The organism is Cellulosimicrobium sp. NPDC055967, from assembly GCF_042269845.1.
GTDB lineage: Bacteria > Actinomycetota > Actinomycetes > Actinomycetales > Cellulomonadaceae > Cellulosimicrobium.
Genome location: NZ_JBHJYJ010000001.1, coordinates 202,573 through 227,657 on the forward strand (window position 1 = coordinate 202,573; position 25,085 = coordinate 227,657).

Here is a 25,085-nt window from a genome sequence, read left to right on the forward strand (position 1 = left end):
TCAGGGTCGCGCGCGGGCGGCGTCGCCCGCGCGTCGGGACGTGCGGTGTCGTGCAGCTCGTCGCGCGACGACGTCGTCGCGCGGTCGTGCGAGAGCGGCCCGCGCACGACGCGCGGGCCGCGCCCTCGTGGCCCGCCGGACCGGCCACGAGGGAAGCAGGCACCCGCGAGGTAGAACCGGCGGTCGCGAGGTAGAGCCCGGAGGCTTCTACCTCGCGACCTGCGGTTCTACCTCGGGGTCAGCCGCAGTCGAGCGCGTCGTAGGCGACGGCGACGGTCGTGGTGACCTGTTCGCCGTCGAGCGTCGCCGTGCCCGTCATCGTCGCCGTACCCGCCGGGGCGGACGTCGCGCGCGTCGCGAACGACTGGTACGCGTTCTTGCCGGGCGCCACGTCCGCGACCGCCTTCTCGCCGTACGGCGTCGAGAGCGTCACGGAGACCGGGACGACCTCGCCGTTCGTCGCGCGCACGGCGACGTACGCCTTGCCCGCGAGGCAGCGCGGCGAGACCTCGACCGCGAGGTCGAGCTCGGGCGCCGCGTCGGACGCGTGCAGCCGCACGAACGTGATCGAGTGCGCGGGGAACTCGTAGGAGAACTCCTCGCCTACGCCCGTGAGCGTCCGCTCCACCGGGACGACCCGCTCCGGGTCGGCCTTGGTGTTGGTGTCCGACGGCGCGCCCACCATCTCCGTGACCGTCGCCTGGTCCGCGATCCCCTCGGAGCCCTCGACGTGCACCTGCGTGCGCGCCGCGGTCGCGGTGGGGTTGACGACCTTGACGACGACGTCGCCCGTGTCGTCGTCGCGCGTGACGACCTGGTAGAGCGACTTGGTCGACGGCTGCTCGTAGGACATCTGGAGCTCGCCGTCGAGGTAGAGCTCGATGGTCGAGCCCTCGACGACGACCTTGACGTGGTACGGCTGGCCGGCCTCGATGCTGTGGTTCTCGACCGCCTGCACCTCGTTGGCGCTCCCGCCCGACGCGCGCTGGAGGGCCTGGCGCGAGTTGTTCCAGCCGCCGAGGTTCCACCAGTAGTAGTCGTTGGGGCCGCCGGCGGCGAAGCCGACGAGGAAGCCCTCGGCGCCCGACGTCTTGCGCGCGTCGAGCTCGAGCGTGAAGCTCGACCAGTCCTTCGCGTACGCCCCGGCCACGATCGACCGGGCGTCGGTGACGTTCGTCGCCGACTGCACGTAGGCACCGTCCTGCGCGGCCCACGTCCCGGACTGCGGCTCCCACTGCGACGCACCGGACTCGAAGTCGTCCGAGAAGAGCACGTCGCCGCTCGCGTTGTCGGTCACGCGCACGTTGTCGTACTGCGCGGCCGTGTTCCACGTCGAGAGGAAGATCCCGCCGTCGAGCGTCGCGTCCGCCGCCGCCGGACCGGAGTGCGTGCTCGGCACGACCTCGTCGCCGGCGTTCGCCGAGAACATCTGCTGGACGTAGTAGTTCACCGAGCCCCACGACTCGTCGTTGTCGAACCAGATCGCGTCGGGCGACCACTGGACGTACGACTCGTTGGCGAGCAGCGGCGCGTACGACGCGAGCCGCACGACGTCGGAGTTGCGCTCCAGGCCCGTCATGAACGACGCCTCCGCGAGCGCGTTCGCGAACGTGTTGCCGCGCGACGCGTACTCGCCGAGGAACACGTGCGGCCCCTCGCGGTCGTAGGAGTCGTAGCGCTCGTCGTTCTCGAGGAACCACTGCGGGTCGTTGTAGTAGTGCTCGTCGACGAGGTCGACGTCCTGCTCGCGGTTGAACTCCCAGAGCTCGTCGAACCGCTGGCCCGTGTCGTCCGGACCGGAGTTGGAGATGATCTGGACGTCCGGGTAGGCGGCCGCGATCGCGTCGCGGAACGCCGGGAAGTTGGCCTCGAAGGTCTTGGTGTTCTCCTCGTTGCCGAGCCCGATGTACTTCAGGCCGAACGGCTCGGGGTGGCCGAGCTCGGCGCGCACGGCACCCCACTCGGTCGTGACGTCACCGTTGGCGAACTCGACGAGGTCGACCGTGTCGTCGACCCAGCGCTGGATCTGCGCGGGGTCCGTCATCTCGGGGATGGTGCTGCCGCAGCCGTTGGCGCCGACCGACACCACGGGCAGCGGCGTCGCACCGAGGTCCTCGGCGAGGAGGAAGTACTCGAGGTACCCGATGCCGTACGACTGGTTGTAGCCCCAGAAGTTCCAGTTGGTCGCGCGCTCCTCGACCGGGCCGATCGTCTCCTTCCACTGGTACGTGCGGCGACGGTCGGTGAAGTTGCTCTCCTCGTACGTGCGGAACGTGCCGACGTTCGTCACGCAACCGCCGGGGAAGCGCAGGAACTGCGGGTCGAGCGCCTCGATCTTCTCGGCGAGGTCCTTGCGGAGCACGGACTTCCCGTTGACCGGGCCGACCCACGTGTCCTGCGGGAAGAGCGAGACCTGGTCGAGCGCGAGCGTGCCCGCCGCGCCGGAGAGCAGCGCGAGGCGCCCGGCGTTCGTCGTGCCGGTCGCCGTGAGCGTGACGTCGTACTTCTTCCACGCGTTCGAGCCGTCGACGGTGACCTCGCCGGTCGCGTACGCCGTGGTCCCGGCGGCGTCCTCGACGCGCACGGTGACGGTCTGCGCCGTCGCCGACCGCGCCCAGACGGAGAAGTCGTACGACTCCCCCTCCTCCACGAACAGGCCCGTGTTGTACCCGGCGTTGCGCACCCCGGCGCCCGCGGCGGTCGTCGTGAGGTTCAGGTAGTTGCGGTTCGTCGCGTTGAGCCGCCCGGCGTCGTTCACGACCTGCGTCATCGCCGTCGCGCCGCCGCGGTTCGCGGCGCTCCACGCAGTGAGGCCGGTGAACGACCCGTTGTCCTGGTTGTTGAACTCGAACGACCGGTTGCGCACGAGCTCGGCGTACAGGCCGCCGTCGGCCGCGTAGTTGATGTCCTCGTAGAAGATGCCGTACAGCTCGTCGCTCATCGCGGTGCGCTCGCCGGCGAGGTCCACGGTGATCTCGTGGTCCGCGCTCGCGGCGGGCGTGACCGTCAGCTTCGTCGCCGCCTCACGCGAGCCGAGGACGAGCGCACCGTCCTGCGCGCGCACGCCGGCGTACCGCTCCGGGTCGGCCGCGTCGCGCAGCCAGACCTTGCCGCCGCCGGCGTCGGTGAGCCGCAACGCGGTCGCGTCGTCGCCCGCGGCTCCGAGGGAGAGCCGGGACGAGCCGGTGACGACGACGGGCCGGTCGCCGACGGCGAGCGTCACCGGGGACGTGCCCTCGGGGCCGTCGGCCGCCGTCGCGTCGAGCGCGACCGTCGTCGCGGGGCGCTCGTCGTCGAGGGCGAGGCCGTCGTCGGTCGCGACGAGGTACCGGGCGTCGCCCGGGCCTGCGAGCGTGAACGCGCCGTCGGGCACCTGGTCGGCGCCCTCGGCGGTCTGGAGCGCGACGTAGTCGAACGCCGCCGCGTGCGACGTGCCGTTCTGCGCGGCGAGCGCGTAGAGGCCGACCTGCGTGGTCGGGAAGTCGACGGTCACGGAGCCCGCGGGCTGCCACGCGGCGCCGTCCCAGAAGCTCGTCGCGATCGTGTCGCCGGTGCGCTGCATGCGCAGCGTCTCGCCCGTGGAGCCCGGGCGGTCGGTGAACGCGGCCGCGGAGAAGACGCCCCCGGTCTCGACGTCGTTCTCGATCGCGCGGCCCGACGGCGACAGGCTGCCCACGAAGGTCAGGCCGGAGCGGACGTAGTTGTCCATGTCCTGCCACGCGATGAGGCCTGCGCCCTGGTACACCGTGGCGACGGGTGCCTCGAGGTGGGTGACGACGGTGAAGTCGCCGGCGGGCACGTCGAGCAGCACGACGTTCTTGGCGCTGTTCGCGTCCTGGTAGGTGTCGCCGGGCTGCGACGCGAGCGTGAGCTTCCCGCCGCCGACGGTCAGCGCCTCGGGCACCGGGTTGACGACGGTCCAGTCCGCGCCGAGCGCGGCACCCTCGAACGCGTCGACCCAGGCGCCGTCGGGCTGGTCGGGCTCCGCGGCGGAGGCGGGCACCGACGTCGCGAGCGCGACCGTGCCCACCAGGCCGGTCACGAGCGCCAGCGCGACCGCGCGCCGGCGGCGGGCCGTTCGGGGCCGTGGCGGGTGAAGGGACGTATCCATGGGCTTCCTCTCTTCGTCGAGAGACACGCACCGTTGCGTGTGAGCGTTAACAGGATCGTGGCCGAGCCTAGTGTGAACGCTCACATTCGACAAGGTCATGTCGTGACACACCGTCGGCAGGGCTCGTGCCCGGCCGACCCAGGGGTGCCGGCCCCCGTCCAGCTCCGGTGATCCCGGGCGAGAGCCCGGGCAGACGACCGCGGCACCGGGCCGGTCCGCGGGAGGTCACGAGGACGCTCCCGCCGGACCGGCGCCGGCGCCGTCGGCTCACCTCCGCCTGACGACCAGCACGCGCTGCAGGATCACGAAGACCAGGAGCAGCACGCCGATGACGATCTTGGTCCACCACGAGCTCAGCGTGCCCTCGAAGGTGATGATCGTCTGGATGAGGCCGAGCACGAGCACGCCGAGCACCGACCCGAGCACGAAGCCCGTGCCGCCCGTGAGCAGCGTGCCGCCGATGACGACCGCCGCGATCGCGTCCAGCTCCATGCCCACGCCCGTGAGCGAGTAGCCGGACCGCGAGAACATCGCGAACAGCAGGCCGCCGATGCCGGCGCACGTACCGCTCACCACGTACACGAGCACCTTGGTGCGCGCGACGGGCAGGCCCATGAGCATCGCCGACTGCTCGCCGCCGCCGATCGCGTACACGGTGCGGCCGAACTGCGTGTAGTGCAGCACGTAGAAGGCGATCGCGACGACGACCAGGGCGATGATGACCGCGGTCGTGATGCGCCAGCCGTCGCCGAACTGCTGGCTCCAGCCCGCCAGGGCGACGAACGACTCGTCCGTGATCGGGATCGACTGCAGCGAGATCACGTAGCAGAGACCGCGCGCGAGGAACATCGCCGCGAGCGTCGCGATGAACGGCTGGATGTCGAAGACGTGCACCATCAACCCGACCGCGAGGCCGAGGACCGTCCCGATGAGGACCGAGATGAGGAGCACGACGGCGACGGGCCACCCGCTCTGGAGCAGGGACGCCGTCGTGATGCCCGAGAGCGCCACGACCGCGCCGACCGACAGGTCGATGCCGCCCGTGAGGATCACGAAGGTCATCCCGACCGCGAGCACGATGAGGAACGAGTTGTTGATGAAGAGGTTCGAGATGACGCGGGCCGAGAGGAAGTTCTCGTACCGGCTGCCGCCCACCACCAGCATGAGCGCGAGCACCGCGAACGTGCCGAGGACCGGGAGGTAGCGCCGGTCGAGGCGGAAGCGGCTCGTGAGTCGCTCGGTCATTCTCGGGCCTCCGGGGGTGGCGGTCTCGGCGCCCCGGGGGTCGGGCGGCGAGGTCGGGGCAGGGGTCTGCACGGCGGACATCAGGCGCTCACCTCCGCGGCCGCGGCGGCCGTCGGGGCCGCGCGACGTCGTCGGGCGGCGACCAGGTCGCGCACCTTCGGCGACTGCGCGAGGCAGACCGCGATGACGACGATCGCCTTGAACAGGGGCGTGACGGACGGCGAGATGCCGAGCATGGTCACCGTGAGCGTGAGCGTCTGGATGATGAGGACGCCGACGAGCGTGCCCGAGAGCGAGAACTTGCCGCCCGCGAGCGACGTGCCGCCGATGACGACGGCGAGGATCGCGTCGAGCTCGATGAAGAGGCCGGCGTTGTTCGCGTCGGCCGCCATGGTGCTCGAGGAGATCATGAGGCCCGCGAGGCCCGCGAAGAGCGCGCACACCGCGTACACGGTCCAGATGATGCTGCGGGACTTGACGCCGGCGAGGCGGCTCGCCTCGGGGTTGATACCGACGGACTCGATGAGCATGCCGAGCGCCGTGCGCCGCGTGAGCAGCGCGACCGCGGCGAAGACGACGCCCGCGAGGACGACCGCGACCGGGACGCCGAGCCAGAACCCGGAGCCGATCGCCTTGAACGGCGCGCTGTTGACGGTCGTGATCTGGCCGCCCGTGATGAGCATCGCGACGCCGCGGCCCGCGGTCATGAGCACGAGCGTCGCGATGATGGGCTGGATCCCGAGGACCGAGACCAGGAAGCCGTTCCACACGCCGAGGACGAAGGACAGCGCGAGCGCGATCCCCGCGGCGACCAGGACGGTCGTCAGGCTGTCGGGCGAGGGCGACGACGCGATGAAGCTCAGCGCGACGGCGCCGGAGATCGCGACGACCGCGCCGACCGACAGGTCGATGCCCCGCGTCGCGATGACGAGCGTCATGCCGAGGGCGACGAGCAGCAGCGGCGCGCCGTTCTTCAGCAGGTTGACGAGCGAGCCGAACAGATGACCGTCCTGCAGCCGGATCGAGAGGAAGCTCGGCCGGTTGATGGTGTTGACCGCCAGCAGCAGGACCAGCGCGACGATCGGCCAGAAGAGCCGGTGCTGGACGGCGCGCTGCCAGGCGGGTGCCGTGGTGCTCATGACTCCTGCCCTCCGCTCGCGATGAGCTCGACGACGTCCTCGACCGTGACGTCCTCGTCGTTGGTGATCTCCGCGACCTTGACGCGGTCGCGCATGACGGCGATGCGGTGGCTGAGCCGCAGCACCTCCTCGAGCTCGGCCGAGATGAAGACGACCGACATGCCCTCGCCCGAGAGCTGGGCGACGAGCTTCTGGATCTCGGCCTTGGCGCCCACGTCGATGCCGCGCGTCGGTTCGTCCAGGATGAGGAGCTTGGGGGCCGTCGCGAGCCAGCGCGCGAGGAGCACCTTCTGCTGGTTGCCGCCCGAGAGGTTCTTGATGAGCGCGTCCGGGTTGCCGGGGCGGATCGCGAGCGCCTTGATGTACGTCTCGACGATCTCGTCGACCTGCTTCTTCGGCAGGCGTCGGGCCCAGCCGCGCTCCGCCTGGAGCCCGAGCACGATGTTCTCGCGGATCGTCAGGTCGCCCACGATGCCCTCGGCCTTGCGGTGCTCCGAGGAGAACGCGATCTTGTGCTGCATCGCGCTGCGCGGCGTGCGCAGGCGCGCGGGCGCGCCGCCCACGCGCACCTGGCCGGAGTCGGCGCGGTCCGCGCCGGCGAGCAGGCGCGCGAGCTCGGTGCGGCCCGAGCCGAGCAGGCCGGCGAGGCCCACGACCTCGCCCGGGTACACGTCGAGGTCGAACGGCTGGACGGATCCCTTGCGGCCGACGCCGAGCGCCTGGACGAACGGGGTGGTCCCGTCGCGGTCGGCCACCGAGCGCTTGGGGGCCTCCTCGAGCTCCTCGAGCACCTCGAGGGAGGTGCCGATCATCTTGGAGACGAGCTCGAGGCGCGGCAGCTCGGCGGTGACGTACTCGCCGACGAGCTTCCCGTTGCGCAGGACCGTCATGCGGTCCGAGATCTCGTAGACCTGCTCGAGGAAGTGCGAGACGAAGAGGATCGCGACGCCCTCGTCGCGCAGCCGCCGGACGACGGCGAAGAGCTGGGCGACCTCGTCCGCGTCGAGGCTCGAGGTCGGCTCGTCGAGGATGAGGACCTTGCACTCGACGACGAGCGCGCGGCAGATCGCGACGAGCTGCTGCACGGCGAGCGAGTGGGCCGCGAGCGACGAGGCCGGGTCGATGTCGAGGTTGAGGCGGGCGAGCATCTCCCCCGCGCGGCGGCGCGTCGTGCGCCAGTCGATCGCGCCGAGGCGGCGCGGCTCGTGGCCGAGCATGATGTTCTCGGCGACCGAGAGGTTCTCGCAGAGGTTGACCTCCTGGTACACCGGCGAGACACCGGCGGCCTGGGCCTCGCCCGGGCCCGAGAACGTGTGCTCGGCGCCGTCGACGACGATGCGACCGGAGTCGATCGAGTAGACGCCGGTGAGCGCCTTGATGAGCGTCGACTTGCCGGCGCCGTTCTCGCCCATGAGGGCGTGGACCTCTCCGGGCCGGAGCGTGAGGTCGACTCCGTCGAGCGCCTTGACGCCCGGGAACTCGATCGAGATCCCGGTCATCTCGACGACGGGTCGACCGTCGGGGACGGCGGTAGTCATGGGTGACCTTCCGTGCAGCGGTGGCGACGGGGCTGCCGGGCCCCGGGGCGCCTCAGGACGCCGGCGACGTCGGCATGCCGGCGGTGGTGCGTCGGCCGCGCGCCGGGGAGACGTGCTCTCCCGGCGCGCGACCCGTCCGTGGTGGCGGGGCCGGTCGGCGTCGACCGGCCCCGCCGGGCGGGCGTCCTCTCGGATCGCTCCGAGAGGGCCGCCGAGCGCCGGTCAGTACTCGCGCGTCGGGAGCGCCTCGACGGCCTGCTCCTGCGTGAAGGACTGGTCCTCCACGACGATGCGCTTCTCGACCTCCTCGCCCGCGACGACCTTCTTGATGATCTCCGCCAGGTCCGGGCCGAGGAGCGGGTTGCACTCGACGATGAAGTTGATCTTGCCGTCGGCGAGCGCCTGCATGCCGTCCTTGACCGCGTCGACGGTGACGATCTGGATGTCCTCGCCCGGGACGAGGCCCGCGGCCTCGATGGCCTCGATGGCGCCGAGGCCCATGTCGTCGTTGTGCGCGTAGACGAGGTCGATGTCGTCGTGCGCCTGGAGGAAGCCCTCCATGACCGTCTTGCCCTCGGCGCGCGTGAAGTTGCCCGTCTGGGAGTCGATGATCGTGACGTTCGGGTTGTCCTTCGTGGCGTTCTCGAACCCGGTCTTGCGGTCGATCGCGGGCGCCGCACCGGTGGTGCCCTGGAGCTCGACGACGTTCATCGGCTCCGTCGCGGCCTCCGAGACCCAGTCGCCGGCCATCTCGCCCTCGAGGATGAAGTCCGAGCCGATGAACGACTCGTACAGCGTCTCGTCCTCGGAGTCGACCGCGCGGTCCGTGAGGATCACGGGGATCCCGGCGTCGCGCGCCTCCTCGAGCACCGCGTCCCAGCCGGACTCGACGACCGGGGAGAACGCGATGACGTCGACGCCCTGCGCGATGTAGGAGCGGATCGCCTGGATCTGGTTCTCCTGCTTCTGCTGCGCGTCGGAGAACTTGAGGTCGAAGCCGTTCTCGGCCGTGAGCGTGTCCTGGATGGACTTGGTGTTCGCCGCGCGCCAGCCGGACTCGGCGCCCACCTGCGAGAAGCCGACGACGATCGCGTCGCCGCTGCCGCCGTCGCCACCCGCGTCGTTGCTGCTGTCGTCCGTGCTGCCGCCCCCGCTGCTGCACGCCGCGAGCGCGAGGACCGCCACGCCGGCGAGGACACCCGTCAGACGCGTGCGCGCCTTGGTCGTGCTGAACATGCTCTCCTCCTTGAGATGCGACCTCGGCGCCGTGCCGAGGGTCGTCGGGTCGTGCCAGCCCACCATCGGGCTGTTGACTCTTGTTGATACATGTTTGCTTGTGTCAATGTCTAGCGGTGTCAGTGCCCCTCCCGCAAGCCCCGACCCGGCATTCCGCATAACCGTTCGGTAACCGTTGTGGTCACCGCCCGGCACTGCGGCGTGCCGTGCGCGCGGAGCCTGCCGAGGCACCGAGCCCCAGACCTGCGGATGTGATCGCTCACACCCTCCCGAGAGACGATGTTAGCGCTCACACGCGCGGAGGGGAAGCGACCCCCCGTCACGGTTCGGTCACGACCGCACCGACCGAGAGGGCCCCCGCCGCCGAGATAGCGACGTACAGCCGCGACGGCGCGCGAAAGGGTGTCGCAGGTCGCTATCTCGGCCGGGGGGTCGCTATCTCGGCGTCAGAGCGGGAGGGGTTCAGAGGCCCTGCGCGACGCGGTAGAACACCTGGTTCCACCGCACCTGGTCGCGGAAGCCTCGGCGCGTCGTGGCCTCGTCGATGACCAGGAGCTCGGTGCGGGCGATGTCCGCGAAGACCTCGAACGCGTCGATCCCCGCGGCCGTGGAGAGCACCGTGTGGTGCGCGCCGCCCGCCGTCAGCCACGCCTCGGCGGAGGTCGCGAAGTCGGGGCGCGGCTCCCACACCGCACGCGCCACGGGCAGGTGCGGCAGCGGCGCGCTGGGCGCGACGACGTCGACCACGTTGGCGGTGAGGCGGAACCGGTCGCGCATGTCCGCGAGGGACACGACGACGCCGACGCCCGGATCGGCGTCGAACACCATGCGGACGGGGTCCTCCTTGCCGCCGATGCCGAGCGGGTGGATCTCGACCCGGGGCCTGGAGGTCGTGAGCGACGGGCAGATCTCGAGCATGTGCGCGCCGAGGATCTTCTCGCTGCCGGGCGTGAGGTCGTAGGTGTAGTCCTCCATCAGCGACGCCCCACCGGGCAGGCCTTCGCCCATGACCTTCGCGGCGCGCACGAGGACGGCCGTCTTCCAGTCGCCCTCGGCGCCGAACCCGTAGCCCTTGGACATGAGGCGCTGCACCGCGATGCCGGGGAGCTGGCGCAGGTCGCCGAGATCCTCGAAGTTCGTCGTAAACGCCTTGGCGCCGACCGACTCGAGGAACGTCTCGAGCGCGATCTCCTGCCGGGCCGCGTACCGCAGCGACGCGTGCCGGTCGCCGTCCTTGCGCAGCTCGGGGACCACGTCGTAGAGGTCCTCGTACTCCGCGACGAGCGCGTCGACGTCGGCCTCGGAGACCTCCTCGACCGCGCGCACGAGGTCGTTCACGCCCCACGTGTTCACGCTCACACCGAACCGGAGCTCGGCCTCGGTCTTGTCGCCCTCGGTGACCGCGACGTTGCGCATGTTGTCGCCGAACCGGGCGAGGCGCAGCTCGTGCGTCGCGGCCCAGCCGGCGGCGCCGCGCACCCACGACCCCACGCGCGCCGTCACGGCGGGGTTCGACACGTGCCCGACGACCGTCGTGCGCGCGACGCCCAGGCGTGTCGCGACGTACGCGTACTCGCGGTCGCCGTGCGCGGCCTGGTTGAGGTTCATGAAGTCGAAGTCGATCGTGTCCCAGGGCAGCTCGACGTTGGCCTGCGTGTGCAGGTGCAGCAGCGGCTTGCGGAGCTGGTCGAGGCCCCCGATCCACATCTTCGCGGGGCTGAAGGTGTGCATCCACGTCACGACGCCCAGCACGCGGTCGTCCGCGTTGGCGTCGAGCATCGCGCGCCGGATCGAGCCGGCGTCCTTGAGCACGGGCTTCCAGACCACGTTCGCCGGGACGTCGGGCGACGCGTCGAGCGCGCGCGCGACCTCCTGGGACTGCTCGGCGACCTGCCGGAGCGTCTCCTCTCCGTACAGGTCCTGGCTCCCGGTGAGGAACCAGATCTCGCGGTCCGCGTAGGGCTTGCTCATGTCGGTCCATCTCTCGTGTCGTGAGGCGGGCGCCGCACCGCTGCGGTCCCGTCCCGGGTGGTCGTGCTGCTGTCGTGCTGCGTCGTGCTCCACGTGCCCGGTGCGCGGCGCACCGCGGGTGCCGAGACCGCCGCGGGGGGCGGCACCGACCCGTGGTCAGCGCGGGTCGGGTGCGGGCTGCTGCCCGTAGACGTGCTGGTACCGCGCGTAGAGCGAGTCGACGTCGTCCTGCGCGATGCGCGTGGGCTCGCCGAGCTGCCGGCTGACGTGCACGGTCCGCGCGACCTCCTCGCACATGACGGCCGCCTTGACCGCCGCGCGCGCGTCCGTGCCGATCGTGAACGGGCCGTGGTTGCGCATGAGGACCGCGGGGCTGCGGGATTCGCGCAAGGTCTCGACGATGCCGCGCCCGATCGAGTCGTCGCCGATCAGCGCGAACGGCCCGACGGGGATGTCGCCGCCGAACTCGTCGGCCATCATCGTCAGGACGCACGGGACGGGCTCGCCGCGCGCGGCCCAGGCGGTCGCGTACGTCGAGTGGGTGTGCACGACCCCGCCCACCTCCGGCAGGTGCCGGTACACGTAGGCGTGCGCCGCCGTGTCCGACGACGGCGACCGGTCGCCCTCGACGAGGGCCGCGTCGAGGTCGCACACGACCATCGCCGCGGGGGTGATGTCGTCGTACGCGACGCCGGACGGCTTGATGACGAGCAGGTCGCCCGAGCCGTCGGGGCGCGTGGTGTCGCGGACCCGCTCGGACACGTTGCCCGCGGTCCACACCACGAGCTCCCAGCGCGGGAGCTCGGCGTGCAGCGCGGCGACGCGCTCCTTGGCGGCATCGACGGCGTCGCGCAGGTGGGCGGGCACGGCGGGCACCGTGGGCTCAACGGGTGCCGCGACGTCCGCGGCCGGGGTGGGCGTGGTCATGCGAGGTCCTCTCCTTCGGTGCGGGCGGGCAGCGCCGTCACGGCGGCTCGCTCGACGGCGAGCCCCGCGGCGTAGCGGTCGAGGTAGGCCGCGAACCCGGCGACGTCCGCCGGGTCGGGCGCGACGGTCTCGATCTGGGCCGACGCGAACACGTGGTCGCGCAGGTACGCGCCGAGGTCGTGGCCGACGACACCGTCCGCAGACCCGGACGCGGTGCCCGACGCCTGGGCGCGTGCGAACCCGGCGAGCACCGCGATGCCCCACGCGCCGCCCTCGCCCGCCGTGCCTCCGACGCTCACCGGCGCGTCGATCGCCGCGGCGAGCAGCCGCTGCGCGACGCCCGCGGTGCGGAACATGCCACCGTGCGCGAGCATCCCGTCGAGCCGGACGCCCTCGCCCGCGAGGACGCGCATCCCGAGCGCGAGCGTCCCGAACGCGCCGTAGACCTGGGTGCGCGCGAAGTTGGCGAGCGTCAGGCGGCTCCCGGGCGTGCGCACGACGAGCGGCCGCCCCTCCGCGAGCCCCGTGATCGGCTCGCCCGCGAGGTAGTTGTAGGCCAGCAGCCCGCCACCGTCCGCGTCGCCGTCCAGCGCGGCGCGGAAGAGGGCGCCGAACACGTCGTCCGGGCCCGCGTCGCTGCCGACGGCCGCGGCGAGCTCGCCGAGCAGGCTCGCCCACGCGTCGAGCTCGCTCGCGCCGTTGTTGCAGTGGACCATCGCGACGAGGTCGCCCGCGGGGGTCGTGACGAGGTCGAGCTCGTGGTGCACGCTGCCGAGCGGAGCCTCGAGCACGACCATCGCGAAGATGCTCGTGCCCGCGCTGACGTTGCCGGTGCGCGGCGCGACGGCGTTGGTGGCGACCATGCCCGTGCCGGCGTCGCCCTCGGGCGGGCACAGCAGCACCCCGGGGACCAGCGCGCCCGACGGGTCGAGCCAGGCGGCGCCCTCGGCCGTGAGCCGGCCGGCGTCCGCACCCGCCACGAGGACCTCGGGCAGCAGCTCCGCGAGCTTCGGGCCCGCGCGGTGCGTCGCGGCACGCTCGTCGACGAGCGCGAGGAGCGCGTGGTCGTAGTCGCGCGTCGCCGGGTCGACGGGGAACATGCCCGACGCGTCGCCCACGCCGAGCACGTGCCGCCCGGTGAGCCGCCGGTGGACGTACCCGGCGAGCGTCGTGAGCGACGCGACCTGCGCGGCGTGCGGCTCGGCGTCGAGGATCGCCTGGTACCAGTGCGCGACCGACCAGCGCAGCGGGACGTTGTACCCGAGCAGCTCGGTGAGCTCGGCGGCGGCCGGGCCGGTCGACGTGTTGCGCCACGTGCGGAACGGGACGAGCAGCTCGCCGTCGGCGTCGAACGCGAGGTAGCCGTGCATCATCGCGGACACGCCGAGCGCGCCGTAGGTCGTGGGGCGCACGCCGTACCGCTCCTCGACGTCGTCGACCAGGCGCGCGTAGCACTCGCGCAGCCCGGCCTCGACGTCGTCGAGCGAGTACGTCCACACGCCGTCCTCGAACCGGTTCTCCCACGCGTGGCTCCCGCTCGCGAGCGGCGTGCCGTCGACGTCCACGAGGCACGCCTTGATCCGCGTCGACCCGAGCTCGATCCCGAGCGCGGTCTCCCCTGCCACGACGGCTGCCCGACGGCGGCCGACCTCGTCCTGCTGCACCATTGCTGCTTCTCCTCGTCGCGGCGTCGCGCCTCGGTCGTGACTGTCTTCTCGAATGTTAGCGCTCACAACCGGCGGGGCCAACTCCCCCGGCACTGGCATCTCCGATGTCTCGCGGATGTCTCGCAGGCAGGAGCGCGCGACGTCAGCCGCGCGGCGTCGCCGTGCTCTCGCGGACCATGAGCTCGGGCGGGATGGAGACGGGACGGACGGTCGCGCCGGACAGGGCGTCGATCATCATCCCCATGCACCGGCGCCCGAGGGAGCCGAACGGCTGGCGCACCGTCGTCAGCGGCGGGATGAAGTGCCCCGCGCCCGCGACGTCGTCGAACCCGACGACCGAGACGTCGCCCGGCACCCGCACGCCCTGCTCCCAGAACGCCCGGAGCAGGCCGAGCGCGAGCTGGTCGTTGCCGGCGAAGACCGCGGTCGGCCCGTCGCCCGCGCGGACCGCGTCCGCGAGCTCCTTCCCGACGGCGTAGCCGCGGTCGGAGGACCAGTCGCCGCGCACCGGCTCGGGCACCGGAGCACCGTGCTGCTCCAGCGCCGCGCGCCAGCCCGTCTCGCGCTCGCGCGCGTCGAACCAGTCGAGCGGGCCGGACAGGTGCAGCACCGTGCGGTGGCCCAGGCCGAGCAGGTGCTCGGTGGCGAGCCGGGCGCCGAGCCGCTGGTCGACCGCGATCGACAGGATCGCGCCGGGAGCGCCCAGCGCCCCGGCGCCCGGGCGCACGACCTCGGCGGCCTCGCCCTCGCCCGGGCGGTCGCGTGCCGCGATCATGATGACCGGCACCGGGGCGCGGAACGAGTCGACCGCCGCCGCGACGTCGGTCTGCGGCGCGATGACGACGATGCCCTCGACGCCCTGGTCCATGAAGTGCTCGAGCACGCGGTGCATCGTGTCCGCGTCGTAGCGCCGGATCGTCGCGACGCTCACGAAGTACCCCTGCTCGCGCGCGGCCTCCTCGACCGCGATGAGGGTCGACGTCGGCCCGTACAGCGCGGAGCCCGTCGTCACGACGCCGATCGTCCCCGAGCGCATCGTGACGAGCGCGCGGGCCGCGCTGTTGCGGCGGTAGCCGAGCGTCGCGATCGCGTCGAGGACGCGGTCGCGCGTCTCCGGCCGCACGCTCGGGTGGTCGTTGAGCACGCGCGAGACCGTCTGGTGCGACACGCCCGCGAGCCGCGCGACGTCGGACATCGCGGGCGGGCGCGTGCGCGGCGACGGCCCGTCGCTCACGACCCGGCCCCCTCGGGGTCGCGGCGCGGCGCGGGAGCGGCCGCGAGCGCCGCGGCAAGCTCGGCCGACCGGTCGCGCGCGGCCTCGAGCGCATCGAGGAACGCGGCGCGCACGCCGCCCGCGTCGAGGCGGCGCAGCGCGGCGACGGTCGTCCCGCCGGGCGAGGAGACCTTCTCGCGCGCGATCGCCGGGTGCTCGCCGGTCTCGCGCAGCATCGTCGCGGCGCCGTGCACCGTGGCGGTGGCGAGCTCGAGCGCCGTGGCGCGCGTCAGGCCCAGGAGGACGCCCGCCTCGGCGAGCGCGTCGATCACGTAGAAGACGTAGGCGGGGCCGGAGCCCGAGAGCGCCCCGACCGCGTCCTGGTCCTTCTCCGCGACGCGCACGACGAGCCCCGTCGCGGACAGGAGGCGCTCGACGAGCGCGACGTCGTCGTCGTCCGCGGCGGCACCGCCGCTCACGGCGCTCACCCCGGCGCCCACGACCGACGGCGTGTTCGGCATGACCCGCACGACGGCGGTGCCCGCCGGGAGCCGGTCCTCGTAGAAGGCCGTGGGGAGCCCGACGACGACGCTCACCACGACGGTCCCCGCGCCGACGGCGTCGTGGACCTCGTCGAGCAGCGCGGCGACGTCCTTCGGCTTGACCGCGACGACCACCACGCCGGCGCCGCGCACGGCCTCGACGTTGTCCTGGGTCGTCCGGACACCATGGCGCGTCGCGAGCTCCTCGGCCCGCTCCGGCCGGCGCACCGTCGCGACGACGTCGCCGGGGTCCCAGCCCGACGCGAGCGCGCCCGCGAGGACGGTCTCGCCCATGACGCCCGCGCCGAGGACGGCGAGCGGTCGCGCAGGGACGGACGGGGTCGGACGGTCGGTCATGGGCGATCAGCTCCCGGTGGTCGGTGAGGGCATTCTTGCGCACCCGGCGGGTGCGCGGGACCGCGGGGCGGCCGCCGCGGCGCCGCGCCGCGGGCCGTACGCCCCGGGCAGTGGGCGCCCGCAGGGCGTCGGGACGGCGTCGGGGACCGCGTCAGGACCGCGTCAGGACCGCGTCAGAGCGGGGTCAGAGCGGGGTCACAGCGGGTAGGCGGAGTACACGTCGGTGACGACGTCGGCGGGCCCGGTGGCCTGGAGGACGGCGGTGCCGTTGGTCCAGGTGACGGTCGCCTGCCCGTCGGCCGCGGGCGTCACCGCGTACGTGCCGGCGACCTCGCCGGCGACCTCGACGTCGCCCGTGTCCGTGGGCTCGCCGGCCGCGGCGACGAGGTCGCTCGCGGCGGTCTCCGCCTCCGCGACGGTGGGCCACTGCCCGGCGACCACCGTGACCGTCGTGGCGTCGTCGCCCTCGCCGTCCGCGTACACGAGCTCGTACGCCTCGAGGGCCCGCTCCGTGGACCACGCGTCCGTCGCCGAGTCGCTGCGCAGCACCAGGTCGAGCACCGTGTCCGGGAGCGCCTGCGCGAACGCGGTGGTCCCGGTGCGTGCGACGGGCTCGAGCGTGGGGGTCGGCGGGTCCGCCGTCACGGTCACCGTGGGCGCGGGCTCCGCGTCGGCACGGGCGAACCCCGGCCAGCCCCAGGCGAGCAGCGCGACCACGAGCCCGACGACGAGCACCAGCCCGACGAGCACGACGAGCCGACGGCGGCGGTACACGGCCGCCGAGGAGGGCCGCGTGTGGCGGCGGTCGCTCGCACCGACGGCGTCGCCGGGGCGGCGCGCGGCCGCGCCCTGCCCCGGTCGCGCCGGGCTCTGCCCCGGTCGCGCGGGTGCGGGCGCTCGTCCCGTCGGGCTCCCGCCGGGCGACTGGCTCATCGCGCCTACCTCCGCTGCTCTCGGTCCTCGCGGGCCCGGTCCTCTCGGCCGGGACTCTGCGGCCAAGAGTAGGACGCGCGCGTGCCCGACCCCTCGCGCTGACGCGGGGTGTCGGGCACGCGCGGACGGGTTCACCCGCCCGTCATGTCCCGGGCGGGGTCGGGATCGTCACCCGCAGCCCAGGGCGGCGTACTCCGCCCCGGTCTCCGTCGTCACCTCCGTGCCGTCGACCGTGCCGGTCGCGCGCACGACCATGGCGCCGGCCTCGACGGTCGTCGCGCGGACGGCGAACGACTGGTAGGCGCTCTTCCCGGGCGCCACCGCCGGGAACGACCGCGTCCCGTACGGCGTCTCGACGACGACGTCGACGGGCGCGTCGTGGTCGTGGGTCGCGACCACGGCGACGTACGCCTTGCCGGCGAGGCAGCGCGCCTGCGCGGTGACGGTGACCGGGAGCTCGGGCTCCGGGCCGCCCGTGCCCGGGTCGTCCGCGAACGCGCGCCACTCGGTGACGGCGACCGCCGAGTACGTCGACCCGTTGCCGTTCGCCGCGAAGGTCGCCCGGAGGCGCGACGTGGTGACCGGGTCGAACGTCACGGTGTTGAAGGCGGTCGTGCTCGTGCCGTACCCGGACGGGTTCGCCACGAGGGCCCAGTCCTCCGCCGCGTCGTCCCAGTACTCCAGCACCCAGGAGTCGGGGCGGACGACGCCGTCCCCGCTCCCCGGGTCCGAGTCCCGCCAGAACTTCAGCTCCGCGCCCGTGAGGCGGATCGGGCGCGACCAGTCGTACCGGACCCACTGCGTCGCCGGCCGCGTCCCGGACCACGTGCCCCAGATCTGGGCCTGGCTCGGGTTCGCCGGGTCGGCGCCGTCGTTGAGCGCGCCGACGCTGTTCCACCCCGCGGTGTACGACGCGCTCGCCGTGGCGATCGGCGCGACGTTGCCTGTGAGCGGTCCGGAGACGTCCGCGGGGACCGTCACGACCTTCGGCGTCTCGGCATTGCCCGCGGCGTCGACCGCGCGGAACGACACCCGGTGCTGGTTCGCGTCCGGAGCGGCCACGGGACCGCCGTACGGCTGCCACGCGCCGGTCCCGATCGCGTACTCGACGCGTGCGACCCCGGAGGTCGCGTCGGTCGCGGTGACCGTCACCGTGCGCGCCGCCGGGTCGAGGACGCCCGTGCTGACCGGCGCCACGCGGTCGATCCGGACGTCGAGTGCCGCCTCCGGCGAGACGTTCCCCGCGCGGTCCGCGGCCGTCGCGACGACCCGGTGCTCGCCGTCGCCCGCGACCGCGACCTCGGTCGACCGGGTCGGCTCCGTGGTGACGGGCGCGCCGTCGTCGACGGTCGTCGTGAGGACCACGCGCCCGCCGGAGTCGTCGGCGCCGTCGACCCGGACGCGCACGTCGGAGCGGAACCAGCCGTCGCTGCCCGCGCTGCCCAGCGGCGTGAGCGTCAGCGTCGGCGCCGTCTCGTCGCCCTCGGCCGGCTCGGCAGGGACCACCGTGACCTCGGTGCGCACGCGACCGCCCGCGTAGCCGAGCACGGACCCCTCGACGGCGAACGTGCCGGGGGCGGCGACGTCGTCCGCGGGGACCTCGTCCCAGAAGGCGGGGACCTGCAGCGTCTCCCCGCCGGGGAACGTCACGGGCACGGTGCCCGGCAGGTCGGTCTCCCCGACCTCGACCGTCACGCCCGGCGGCTCGACGGCGGCGGGCTGCTCGGCCAGGACCTTCCACTCCTCGACCGCGACGGCGGAGTACGTGCTGCCGTTGGTCGAGGCGTCGAAGACCGCGCGGACCTGGGTCGTGGTGACCGGGTCGAACGTCGTGTCCTGGAACCCGCTCGTCCCGGTGCCGTAGGCGCTGGGGTTCGGCACGTCGACCCACGCGCCGCCGTCGGACGCGTCCCAGTACTGGATGCGCCACGACGCCGGGGCGGCGACGCCGACGCCCGTGCCCTGCGGCTGGTCGTTCCAGAACTCGATCTGCGAGCCGGCGAGACGCATCGGCTGGTCCCACGTGTACTGCACCCACTGCTGCGGGGGGTTGTTCCCCGTCCACGTGCCCCACATGTCCGGGGGCAGGGGGTTGGGCCGCACGATCTCGTCGTTGAGCGCCTTCTTCCAGTACTGGGTCGGGACGGGCTCGTTGGAGACGGTGGCGGCCGCCTCCTGCGCGACGTTCGCGCGCGGCGTCGTGTCCTTGACCTTCGCGGGTGTCGTGACGACCTGCTTCATGCGGGGCGGCGACTGCGTGTCGTCCCACTCGACGCGGTCGATCGCGACCGAGCGCCGGAAGTGGTTCCCGCCGTCGGCGTCGGCCGTGTGGTAGGCGATCCACCACTCGCCGTCGAACTCGAGGATGCCCGGGTGGCTCGTCGTCGAGGAGACCGGGGCGAGGACCGTGCCGCGGTACGTCCACGGCCCCTCGGGCGAGGTCGCCGTGCCGTACGCGATGCACGCGTGGTAGTTCGCCGGGGTGCACGACGACGTCGGCCCGGCGTTGTTCCCCGCGTACGCCATGTAGTAGGTGCCGTTCCGCTCGAACGCCCACGCGGCCTCGAAGAACCCGGTGAGCCCGGTGACCGTGCGGACCTGGCCGACGGGCGTCTTCATGTCCTGCGCGAGCTCGAGCATGCGCAGGTTGGAGAAGCTGCCCCACCAGACGTAGACGCGGGCGTCGTCGCCCTCGCCGTCGACCAGGATCGTGGGGTCGATGTTGTGGATCGTGTTCGGGGTCGGGACGCGCTGCGAGATGATCGGCCCGCCGACGTGGTCGGTCCACGGGCCGGTCGGGGTGTCGGACACCGCGACGCCGATGCCGAACGCGTCGCTCGCCGTGCTGTCCGCCTCGTTCACGGGGACGTACCAGTAGTAGCGCCCGTCGACGCCCTGGACGACCTGCCCCGCGTACGCGCGGCCCGGCGTCGCCCAGTCGAACACGTCCTCGGGCCGCATGAGCGACGGGTGGTGCGTCCACTCCCCCGCGTCGACGTCGCTCGTCACGAACGCGCCCCACTCGTTCATGACGAAGTCGTTGCGCGTCGGGCCGGCCTCGTCGTGACCCGTGTAGACGTAGAGCTCGTCCTCGCCCGTCTCGTTGCCGGGCGCGCCTGCGGGGACGACGAGCGGCGCCGGGTCGGCCGAGTAGTAGCTGCCGTCGCCGAGGATCGGGTTCTCGGTGCTCGTGAACGTGTACGGGTCCGCGGCGGCGGCCGGCGCCGCGGTGGCCGCGAGCCCGGTGAGCGCCAGGCCGGCGCTGAGCACGCTCGCGAGCGCGGCGCGCGCGGGGCTCCGCCCGCGCGACGGTCGGGTGGTCGGTCTGTCGGTCATGGGCTGCTCTCCTGACGGTCGGGGCTGCTCTCATACCTGCACGGAGCGGGCCAGAGGTTCTGCGTGGAGGTCGTGCACCCCGGGAGTTCCCTCGGCCCCCGGGGCGCACGGTCGTGGAGCCCGTGCCGGCGGGCAGGTCGGCCGTGTGCCCGGCTGACGGGCGGTGACGCCCCCGCGAGCGGGGGTCGGACGCGTCACCGCCGTCGTCACGGCACCGTCGTCGTGCGCGGGGTGGTGGCCGTGCCGGACGGGCCGACGGCGGCGCGCACCTCAGCGGTGCCGCGTGCGGGCCGTCGTCGCGCTCGCGTCGTCACGGGCGTGCACCTCTCGTCGTCGAGCCGGTCGTCCGGTGCCGACCCTGCCACAGACAGAAACCTCATCGCAATGGTTTTCGGTCATCCGGTGCCGACATTGCTCGCGCGCTGGCGCAGGAAGGCTCGCGTCCTGCGCTACGAACCGCAGGATGCTGCGCACCGGCAGGTCGGGGCAGGCAGCGGCCGTCGCACGCCGGGAGAAAGTCAGTCCGGCCGGTTTTCGGTGTGCAGCCCGTGCTCGTGCTCGTGCCGGTGCTCCGCCCGGGCGCGGGCGCGCGACGTGGCGATCGAGACGAGCACGCCGACCACGACGAGGTCGAGCACGATCTGGACCATCGCCACGATCTTCGCCGCCTCGCCGACCGGGTGGACGTCGCCGTACCCGACGGTCCCGAGCGTCACCACGGCGAAGTACAGCGCGTCGGTGCGGTTCTCGATGCCGACGAACTGGTCGGCCATGAGGTAGTAGGCGAGGGCGAAGAACGTGACCACCGGCAGGAGCAGCCCCATGACCGACTGGACCCGGACGCTCGGCGTCCCCCACGCGCGGAGCTGGCGGCGCACCTGGACCACGAGGAGCGCGCACAGCAGCACCAGCCCGACGGCGAACACCACGAGCTGGACGACCTCGGGGGCGTCGTCGGTCGGCAGCGGGACCCCGTAGTAGACCGTGAGGCACGCCGTCGTGGAGGCGACCGTGAGGATGAGCGTCCACCACGGGCTGTCGTGCGGGAGCCTGCGCATGCGCCCAGCATCCCGCGCGAGGGCGTTCCCGTCGCGGCGTCGCGCCGGTGTCGGCGGCCGTGGCTAGGTTGGGCCCGTGACGTCGTCGACCACCGCGGCCCGCTCCGCGGCCGCCAAGCGCTCCCGCCCCGCCTACCGCTGCTCCGAGTGCGGCTGGACCACGGCCAAGTGGGTGGGCCGCTGCGGGGAGTGCCAGGAGTGGGGCACGGTGACCGAGGACGCCCCCGCGGCCTCCGGCCCGCGCACCACCCCGGTCTCGCCGACCCGCTCCCCCGCGCGGCCGATCGGGGAGATCAGCGTCGAGGCGGCGCGCGCCACGCCCACGGGCGTCTCGGAGTTCGACCGCGTGCTCGGCGGCGGCATCGTGCCGGGCGCGGTCGTGCTGCTCGCCGGGGAGCCGGGAGTGGGCAAGTCCACGCTCCTGCTCGCCGTCGCGAGCAACGTCGCCGCCGGCGGGTCGGACCTGCCGACGGTGCGCCCGGCCGGCGAGCGCGCCACCGCCGCCGCGCGCCCGACGCCGACGCCGCGACGCGTCCTCTACATCACGGGCGAGGAGTCCGCCGGGCAGGTGCGGCTGCGCGCGGAGCGCGTGGGCGCCCTCGCGCCGGGCCTCCTCCTCGCGTCCGAGACCGACCTGGCGACCGTCCTCGGTCACATCGAGGCGACCGAGCCCGACCTGCTCGTCGTGGACTCCGTGCAGACCATCGCGTCCGCCCAGGTCGAGGGCGCGCCCGGCGGCGTGAGCCAGGTCCGCGAGGTCGCGGCCTCGCTCATCGCCGCGGCGAAGGCCCGCGACCTCCCGGTGATCCTCGTCGGGCACGTCACCAAGGACGGCTCGGTCGCCGGGCCGCGCACGCTCGAGCACCTGGTCGACGTCGTGTGCCAGTTCGAGGGCGACCGGCACTCGCGCCTGCGGCTCGTCCGGGCCGTCAAGAACCGCTACGGCCCGACGGACGAGGTCGGCTGCTTCGACCTCACCGAGAACGGCATCGTCGGTCTCGCCGACCCGAGCGGGCTGTTCCTCTCGCACACCGGCGCCGGGTCCCCCGGCACGTGCGTCACCGTGACGCTGGAGGGTCGTCGCCCGCTCGCGCTCGAGATCCAGTCGCTCGTCGTGCCGAGCTCCCTGACCAACCCGCGCCGCACCACGAGCGGCGTGGACTCCAGCCGCCTCGCGATGATCCTCGCCGTCATGCACCGCCACGCGGGCGTGCGGCTCGTCGACCAGGACGTCTACGCGTCGACCGTCGGCGGCGCCAAGGTCACCGAGCCCGCCGCCGACCTCACGCTCGCCCTCGCCGTGCTCTCCGCGCGCGAGGACGAGGCGCTGCCCCAGGGCACCGTCGCGTTCGGGGAGGTCGGCCTCGCGGGCGACATCCGTCCCGTCACGGGCCTCGACCGCCGCCTGGCGGAGGCCGCGCGCCTCGGCTTCACGCGCGCCGTCGTGCCGCGGGGGTCGTTCCCGCGCCCCGTGGAGGGCATGACGATCCTCCCTGCGCGCCACCTCGGCGAGGCGGTCGAGCTCGCGCGCACGTGACCCCGTGGACCCGAGACCGGATCGTGACCTCTTTGTGGCGCGGGACCGCGGGTCCCTGCGGCCGGCAGAGCCGTACAGCGTAGGATTCCTTCGTGGCCAATCCCCCCGCGCACCCCGACGAGATGCTCCGGGAGACCCTTGCCGCCGTGGCACCCGGGACCGAGCTCCGTGACGGTCTCGAACGCATCCTCCGCGGCCGGACGGGCGCGCTCATCGTGCTGGGCCTGGACAAGGTCGTCGAGGAGATGTGCTCGGGCGGCTTCCAGCTCGACGTCGGCTTCTCGGCGACGCGCCTGCGCGAGCTGTCGAAGATGGACGGCGCGGTCGTGCTCGACCGCGACGCCAACCGCATCCTGCGCGCCGCCGTGCAGCTCCTGCCGGACCCGACCATCGAGACGACCGAGTCGGGGACGCGGCACCGCACCGCGGAGCGCGTCGCCAAGCAGAGCGGCTTCCCCGTCATCTCGGTGAGCCAGTCGATGCGGATCGTCGCCCTGTACGTCGGCGGCCAGCGCCACGTCCTGGAGGACTCCGACACGATCCTGTCGCGCGCCAACCAGGCGCTCGCCACGCTCGAGCGCTACCGCGCCCGCCTCGACGAGGTGTCGGGCACGCTCTCCGCGCTCGAGATCGAGGACCTCGTCACGGTCCGCGACGTGTGCGCGGTCGTGCAGCGCCTCGAGATGGTCGCCCGCATCTCCGAGGAGATCGCCGGGTACGTCATCGAGCTCGGCACCGACGGCCGCCTCCTCGCGCTCCAGCTCGACGAGCTCATCGGCGGCATCGGCTCGGACCGCGAGTTCGTCATCCGCGACTACGTCGACCTCGGCCGCAAGGACCGCTCGCTCGCCGAGGTCCAGAAGTCGCTCGGCGGCCTCGACTCGACCCAGCTGCTCGACCTCGGCCAGATCGGCCGCGTGCTCGACCTCCCCGGCGGCGGCGACGCGCTCGACGCCGCCGTCGCGCCGCACGGGTACCGCCTGCTGTCCAAGGTGCCGCGCCTGCCGGCCACGATCATCGACCGGCTCGTCGCGCACTTCGGCGGGCTGCAGAAGCTGCTCGCCGCGAGCATCGACGACCTCATGACCGTCGACGGCGTGGGCGAGCAGCGCGCGCGGGCCGTGCGCGAGGGCCTGTCGCGGCTCGCGGAGTCGAGCATCCTCGAGCGCTACGTCTGACCCACCTGACCGTCCGACCGACGAGCCCGCACGGAGGGGGACCGTGGACCACGTCGACGAGTGGTCGGCACTGGCCGACGCCTGGGCGCGCTGGTGGGCGCCCGCCGCGGCCCCGGCCCAGCAGGCGATCCTCGACGCCGCGGGCGTCGGGCCCGGCTCGCGCGTGCTCGACGTCGGGTGCGGCACCGGCGAGCTCGTCGCCCTGGCCCTCGCCCGCGGCGCGGACGCGGCGGGCTGCGACGCCGCCGCCGGGATGATCGACGTCGCGCGCCGGCACAGCCCCGGCGCCGACCTGCGCGTCGCCCAGGCCGAGCACCTCCCCTGGCCCGACGACGCGTTCGACCTCGTCACGCTCGTCAACGCCCTCGCGTTCACCGACGTCGCCAAGACGCTGAGCGAGTGCCGGCGCGTCGGCGACCTGGTCGCCGTCGCGACCTGGGCCGAGGACGACCGCAACGACCTCACCGTCCTCGAGCGGGCCGTCGCCGGCGAGGACCACGAGCCGAGCGACGAGGGCCGCGAGGAGGGCCGCCTCGGCACGCTCCTGGCCGAGCACGGCTTCACCGTCCTCGCCGAGGGCGTGGCGGACGCACCGATGGTGCTCGCGGACGCGGACGAGGTCGTCGCCGCGATCATGTTCGGCGAGTCGGACGACCTGCGCGCCGAGCTCCGCCCCGACGTCCTCGCCGCCGCCCGCCCCTTCCGCCGCCCCGACGGCACCTACCTCCTGCGCAACACCTTCCGCTGGGCCGTCGCCGGCCGCTGACCCAGCCGGTTCCCCGTCGAGGAGACCCCCCGCCGGCCGAGGGAGAAGGCCGCGCGAGACAGAACCGTGGTCGTGCGAGGTAGACCCCTGGTCCCGCCCGACGGGAGTGAGCTGGCGAACGCAGGACGATCCCGACCGAGACCGCGGGAGCCGCGAGGAACGAGCGGCGGATGGTAGACGCGGCACCACTACCCACCCCGCCACCCCAGGTGACCAGACCGCCGTCGGACAAGCCGACCACGGCTCTACCTAGCGCGACCGGCTCTACCTCGCGGGACCACGGCTCTATCTCGCGGAGGCGGGGGTCCTCATGCGCGCAGACGGGTCTCGC

16 protein-coding genes are annotated in these 25,085 nt (G+C 73.3%); 3 read left to right on the forward strand and 13 right to left on the reverse strand.

Annotated features, from left to right (window positions below; all coding sequences use genetic code 11):
• Positions 1-238 precede the first annotated feature (238 nt).
• The 13 genes from ACFC2L_RS00910 to ACFC2L_RS00970 form a co-directional block, all read right to left on the reverse strand.
• Positions 239-4,111, reverse strand: coding sequence for an alpha-L-arabinofuranosidase C-terminal domain-containing protein (locus ACFC2L_RS00910; RefSeq protein WP_375822361.1), 3,873 nt, complete (start codon positions 4,109-4,111; stop codon positions 239-241).
• 267 nt (positions 4,112-4,378) lie between these two features.
• Positions 4,379-5,356, reverse strand: a complete 978-nt coding sequence (yjfF, locus tag ACFC2L_RS00915) for a galactofuranose ABC transporter, permease protein YjfF (protein ID WP_375822362.1) — start codon at positions 5,354-5,356, stop codon at positions 4,379-4,381.
• A gap of 80 nt (positions 5,357-5,436) precedes the next feature.
• Positions 5,437-6,495, reverse strand: coding sequence for an ABC transporter permease (locus ACFC2L_RS00920; protein ID WP_375822363.1), 1,059 nt, complete (start codon positions 6,493-6,495; stop codon positions 5,437-5,439).
• Positions 6,492-8,033, reverse strand: coding sequence for a sugar ABC transporter ATP-binding protein (locus tag ACFC2L_RS00925; protein WP_375822364.1), 1,542 nt, complete (start codon positions 8,031-8,033; stop codon positions 6,492-6,494). The genes ACFC2L_RS00920 and ACFC2L_RS00925 overlap by 4 nt, the downstream gene beginning before the upstream one ends.
• A gap of 222 nt (positions 8,034-8,255) precedes the next feature.
• Positions 8,256-9,269, reverse strand: coding sequence for an ABC transporter substrate-binding protein (locus ACFC2L_RS00930; RefSeq protein ID WP_264031128.1), 1,014 nt, complete (start codon positions 9,267-9,269; stop codon positions 8,256-8,258).
• Positions 9,270-9,731: 462 nt separating this feature from the next.
• Entirely contained in the window at positions 9,732-11,240 is a 1,509-nt protein-coding gene (gene araA, locus ACFC2L_RS00935; protein ID WP_375822365.1) for an L-arabinose isomerase, read from the reverse strand.
• A gap of 156 nt (positions 11,241-11,396) precedes the next feature.
• Positions 11,397-12,167: an L-ribulose-5-phosphate 4-epimerase gene (locus ACFC2L_RS00940; RefSeq protein ID WP_375822366.1), complete on the reverse strand. Its 771-nt coding sequence runs from the start codon at positions 12,165-12,167 to the stop codon at positions 11,397-11,399.
• A complete protein-coding gene (locus tag ACFC2L_RS00945) occupies positions 12,164-13,834 on the reverse strand; it encodes a xylulokinase (protein WP_375822367.1) in 1,671 nt (556 codons plus the stop codon). The genes ACFC2L_RS00940 and ACFC2L_RS00945 overlap by 4 nt, the downstream gene beginning before the upstream one ends.
• Positions 13,835-13,976: 142 nt before the next feature.
• A complete protein-coding gene (locus ACFC2L_RS00950) occupies positions 13,977-15,029 on the reverse strand; it encodes a LacI family DNA-binding transcriptional regulator (RefSeq protein WP_375822748.1) in 1,053 nt (350 codons plus the stop codon).
• 35 nt (positions 15,030-15,064) lie between these two features.
• Entirely contained in the window at positions 15,065-15,946 is an 882-nt protein-coding gene (gene proC, locus ACFC2L_RS00955) for a pyrroline-5-carboxylate reductase (protein ID WP_375822368.1), read from the reverse strand.
• A 195-nt stretch (positions 15,947-16,141) separates the two neighbouring features.
• Positions 16,142-16,879 carry a hypothetical protein gene (locus tag ACFC2L_RS00960; protein WP_375822369.1) on the reverse strand — a complete coding sequence of 246 codons (738 nt, stop codon included), beginning with the start codon at positions 16,877-16,879 and terminating at the stop codon, positions 16,142-16,144.
• A 168-nt stretch (positions 16,880-17,047) separates the two neighbouring features.
• Positions 17,048-20,215 (reverse strand): family 43 glycosylhydrolase, encoded by a 3,168-nt coding sequence (locus ACFC2L_RS00965; RefSeq protein WP_375822370.1) that lies wholly within the window; start codon positions 20,213-20,215, stop codon positions 17,048-17,050.
• A gap of 518 nt (positions 20,216-20,733) precedes the next feature.
• Positions 20,734-21,273: a potassium channel family protein gene (locus ACFC2L_RS00970; protein WP_375822371.1), complete on the reverse strand. Its 540-nt coding sequence runs from the start codon at positions 21,271-21,273 to the stop codon at positions 20,734-20,736.
• 76 nt (positions 21,274-21,349) lie between these two features.
• On the opposite strand from ACFC2L_RS00970, the gene ACFC2L_RS00975 reads away from it, so the two are divergent.
• The 3 genes from ACFC2L_RS00975 (at position 21,350) to ACFC2L_RS00985 (ending at position 24,754) form a co-directional block, all read left to right on the forward strand.
• Entirely contained in the window at positions 21,350-22,810 is a 1,461-nt protein-coding gene (locus tag ACFC2L_RS00975; RefSeq protein WP_375822372.1) for a DNA repair protein RadA, read from the forward strand.
• 122 nt (positions 22,811-22,932) lie between these two features.
• Positions 22,933-23,988: a DNA integrity scanning diadenylate cyclase DisA gene (gene disA / locus ACFC2L_RS00980; protein ID WP_375822750.1), complete on the forward strand. Its 1,056-nt coding sequence runs from the start codon at positions 22,933-22,935 to the stop codon at positions 23,986-23,988.
• Positions 23,989-24,031: 43 nt separating this feature from the next.
• Positions 24,032-24,754, forward strand: coding sequence for a class I SAM-dependent methyltransferase (locus ACFC2L_RS00985; protein ID WP_375822373.1), 723 nt, complete (start codon positions 24,032-24,034; stop codon positions 24,752-24,754).
• Positions 24,755-25,085: the final 331 nt, after the last annotated feature.

Coding starts and splice junctions, on each gene's coding strand:
- ACFC2L_RS00910 (WP_375822361.1), bottom strand. CDS start 4,111: ATGGATACGTCCCTTCACCCGCCACGGCCCCGAACGGCCCGCCGCCGG.
- yjfF (WP_375822362.1), bottom strand. CDS start 5,356: ATGACCGAGCGACTCACGAGCCGCTTCCGCCTCGACCGGCGCTACCTC.
- ACFC2L_RS00920 (WP_375822363.1), bottom strand. CDS start 6,495: ATGAGCACCACGGCACCCGCCTGGCAGCGCGCCGTCCAGCACCGGCTC.
- ACFC2L_RS00925 (WP_375822364.1), bottom strand. CDS start 8,033: ATGACTACCGCCGTCCCCGACGGTCGACCCGTCGTCGAGATGACCGGG.
- ACFC2L_RS00930 (WP_264031128.1), bottom strand. CDS start 9,269: ATGTTCAGCACGACCAAGGCGCGCACGCGTCTGACGGGTGTCCTCGCC.
- araA (WP_375822365.1), bottom strand. CDS start 11,240: ATGAGCAAGCCCTACGCGGACCGCGAGATCTGGTTCCTCACCGGGAGC.
- ACFC2L_RS00940 (WP_375822366.1), bottom strand. CDS start 12,167: ATGACCACGCCCACCCCGGCCGCGGACGTCGCGGCACCCGTTGAGCCC.
- ACFC2L_RS00945 (WP_375822367.1), bottom strand. CDS start 13,834: ATGGTGCAGCAGGACGAGGTCGGCCGCCGTCGGGCAGCCGTCGTGGCA.
- ACFC2L_RS00950 (WP_375822748.1), bottom strand. CDS start 15,029: ATGTCCGACGTCGCGCGGCTCGCGGGCGTGTCGCACCAGACGGTCTCG.
- proC (WP_375822368.1), bottom strand. CDS start 15,946: ATGACCGACCGTCCGACCCCGTCCGTCCCTGCGCGACCGCTCGCCGTC.
- ACFC2L_RS00960 (WP_375822369.1), bottom strand. CDS start 16,879: ATGAGCCAGTCGCCCGGCGGGAGCCCGACGGGACGAGCGCCCGCACCC.
- ACFC2L_RS00965 (WP_375822370.1), bottom strand. CDS start 20,215: ATGACCGACAGACCGACCACCCGACCGTCGCGCGGGCGGAGCCCCGCG.
- ACFC2L_RS00970 (WP_375822371.1), bottom strand. CDS start 21,273: ATGCGCAGGCTCCCGCACGACAGCCCGTGGTGGACGCTCATCCTCACG.
- disA (WP_375822750.1), top strand. CDS start 22,933: ATGCTCCGGGAGACCCTTGCCGCCGTGGCACCCGGGACCGAGCTCCGT.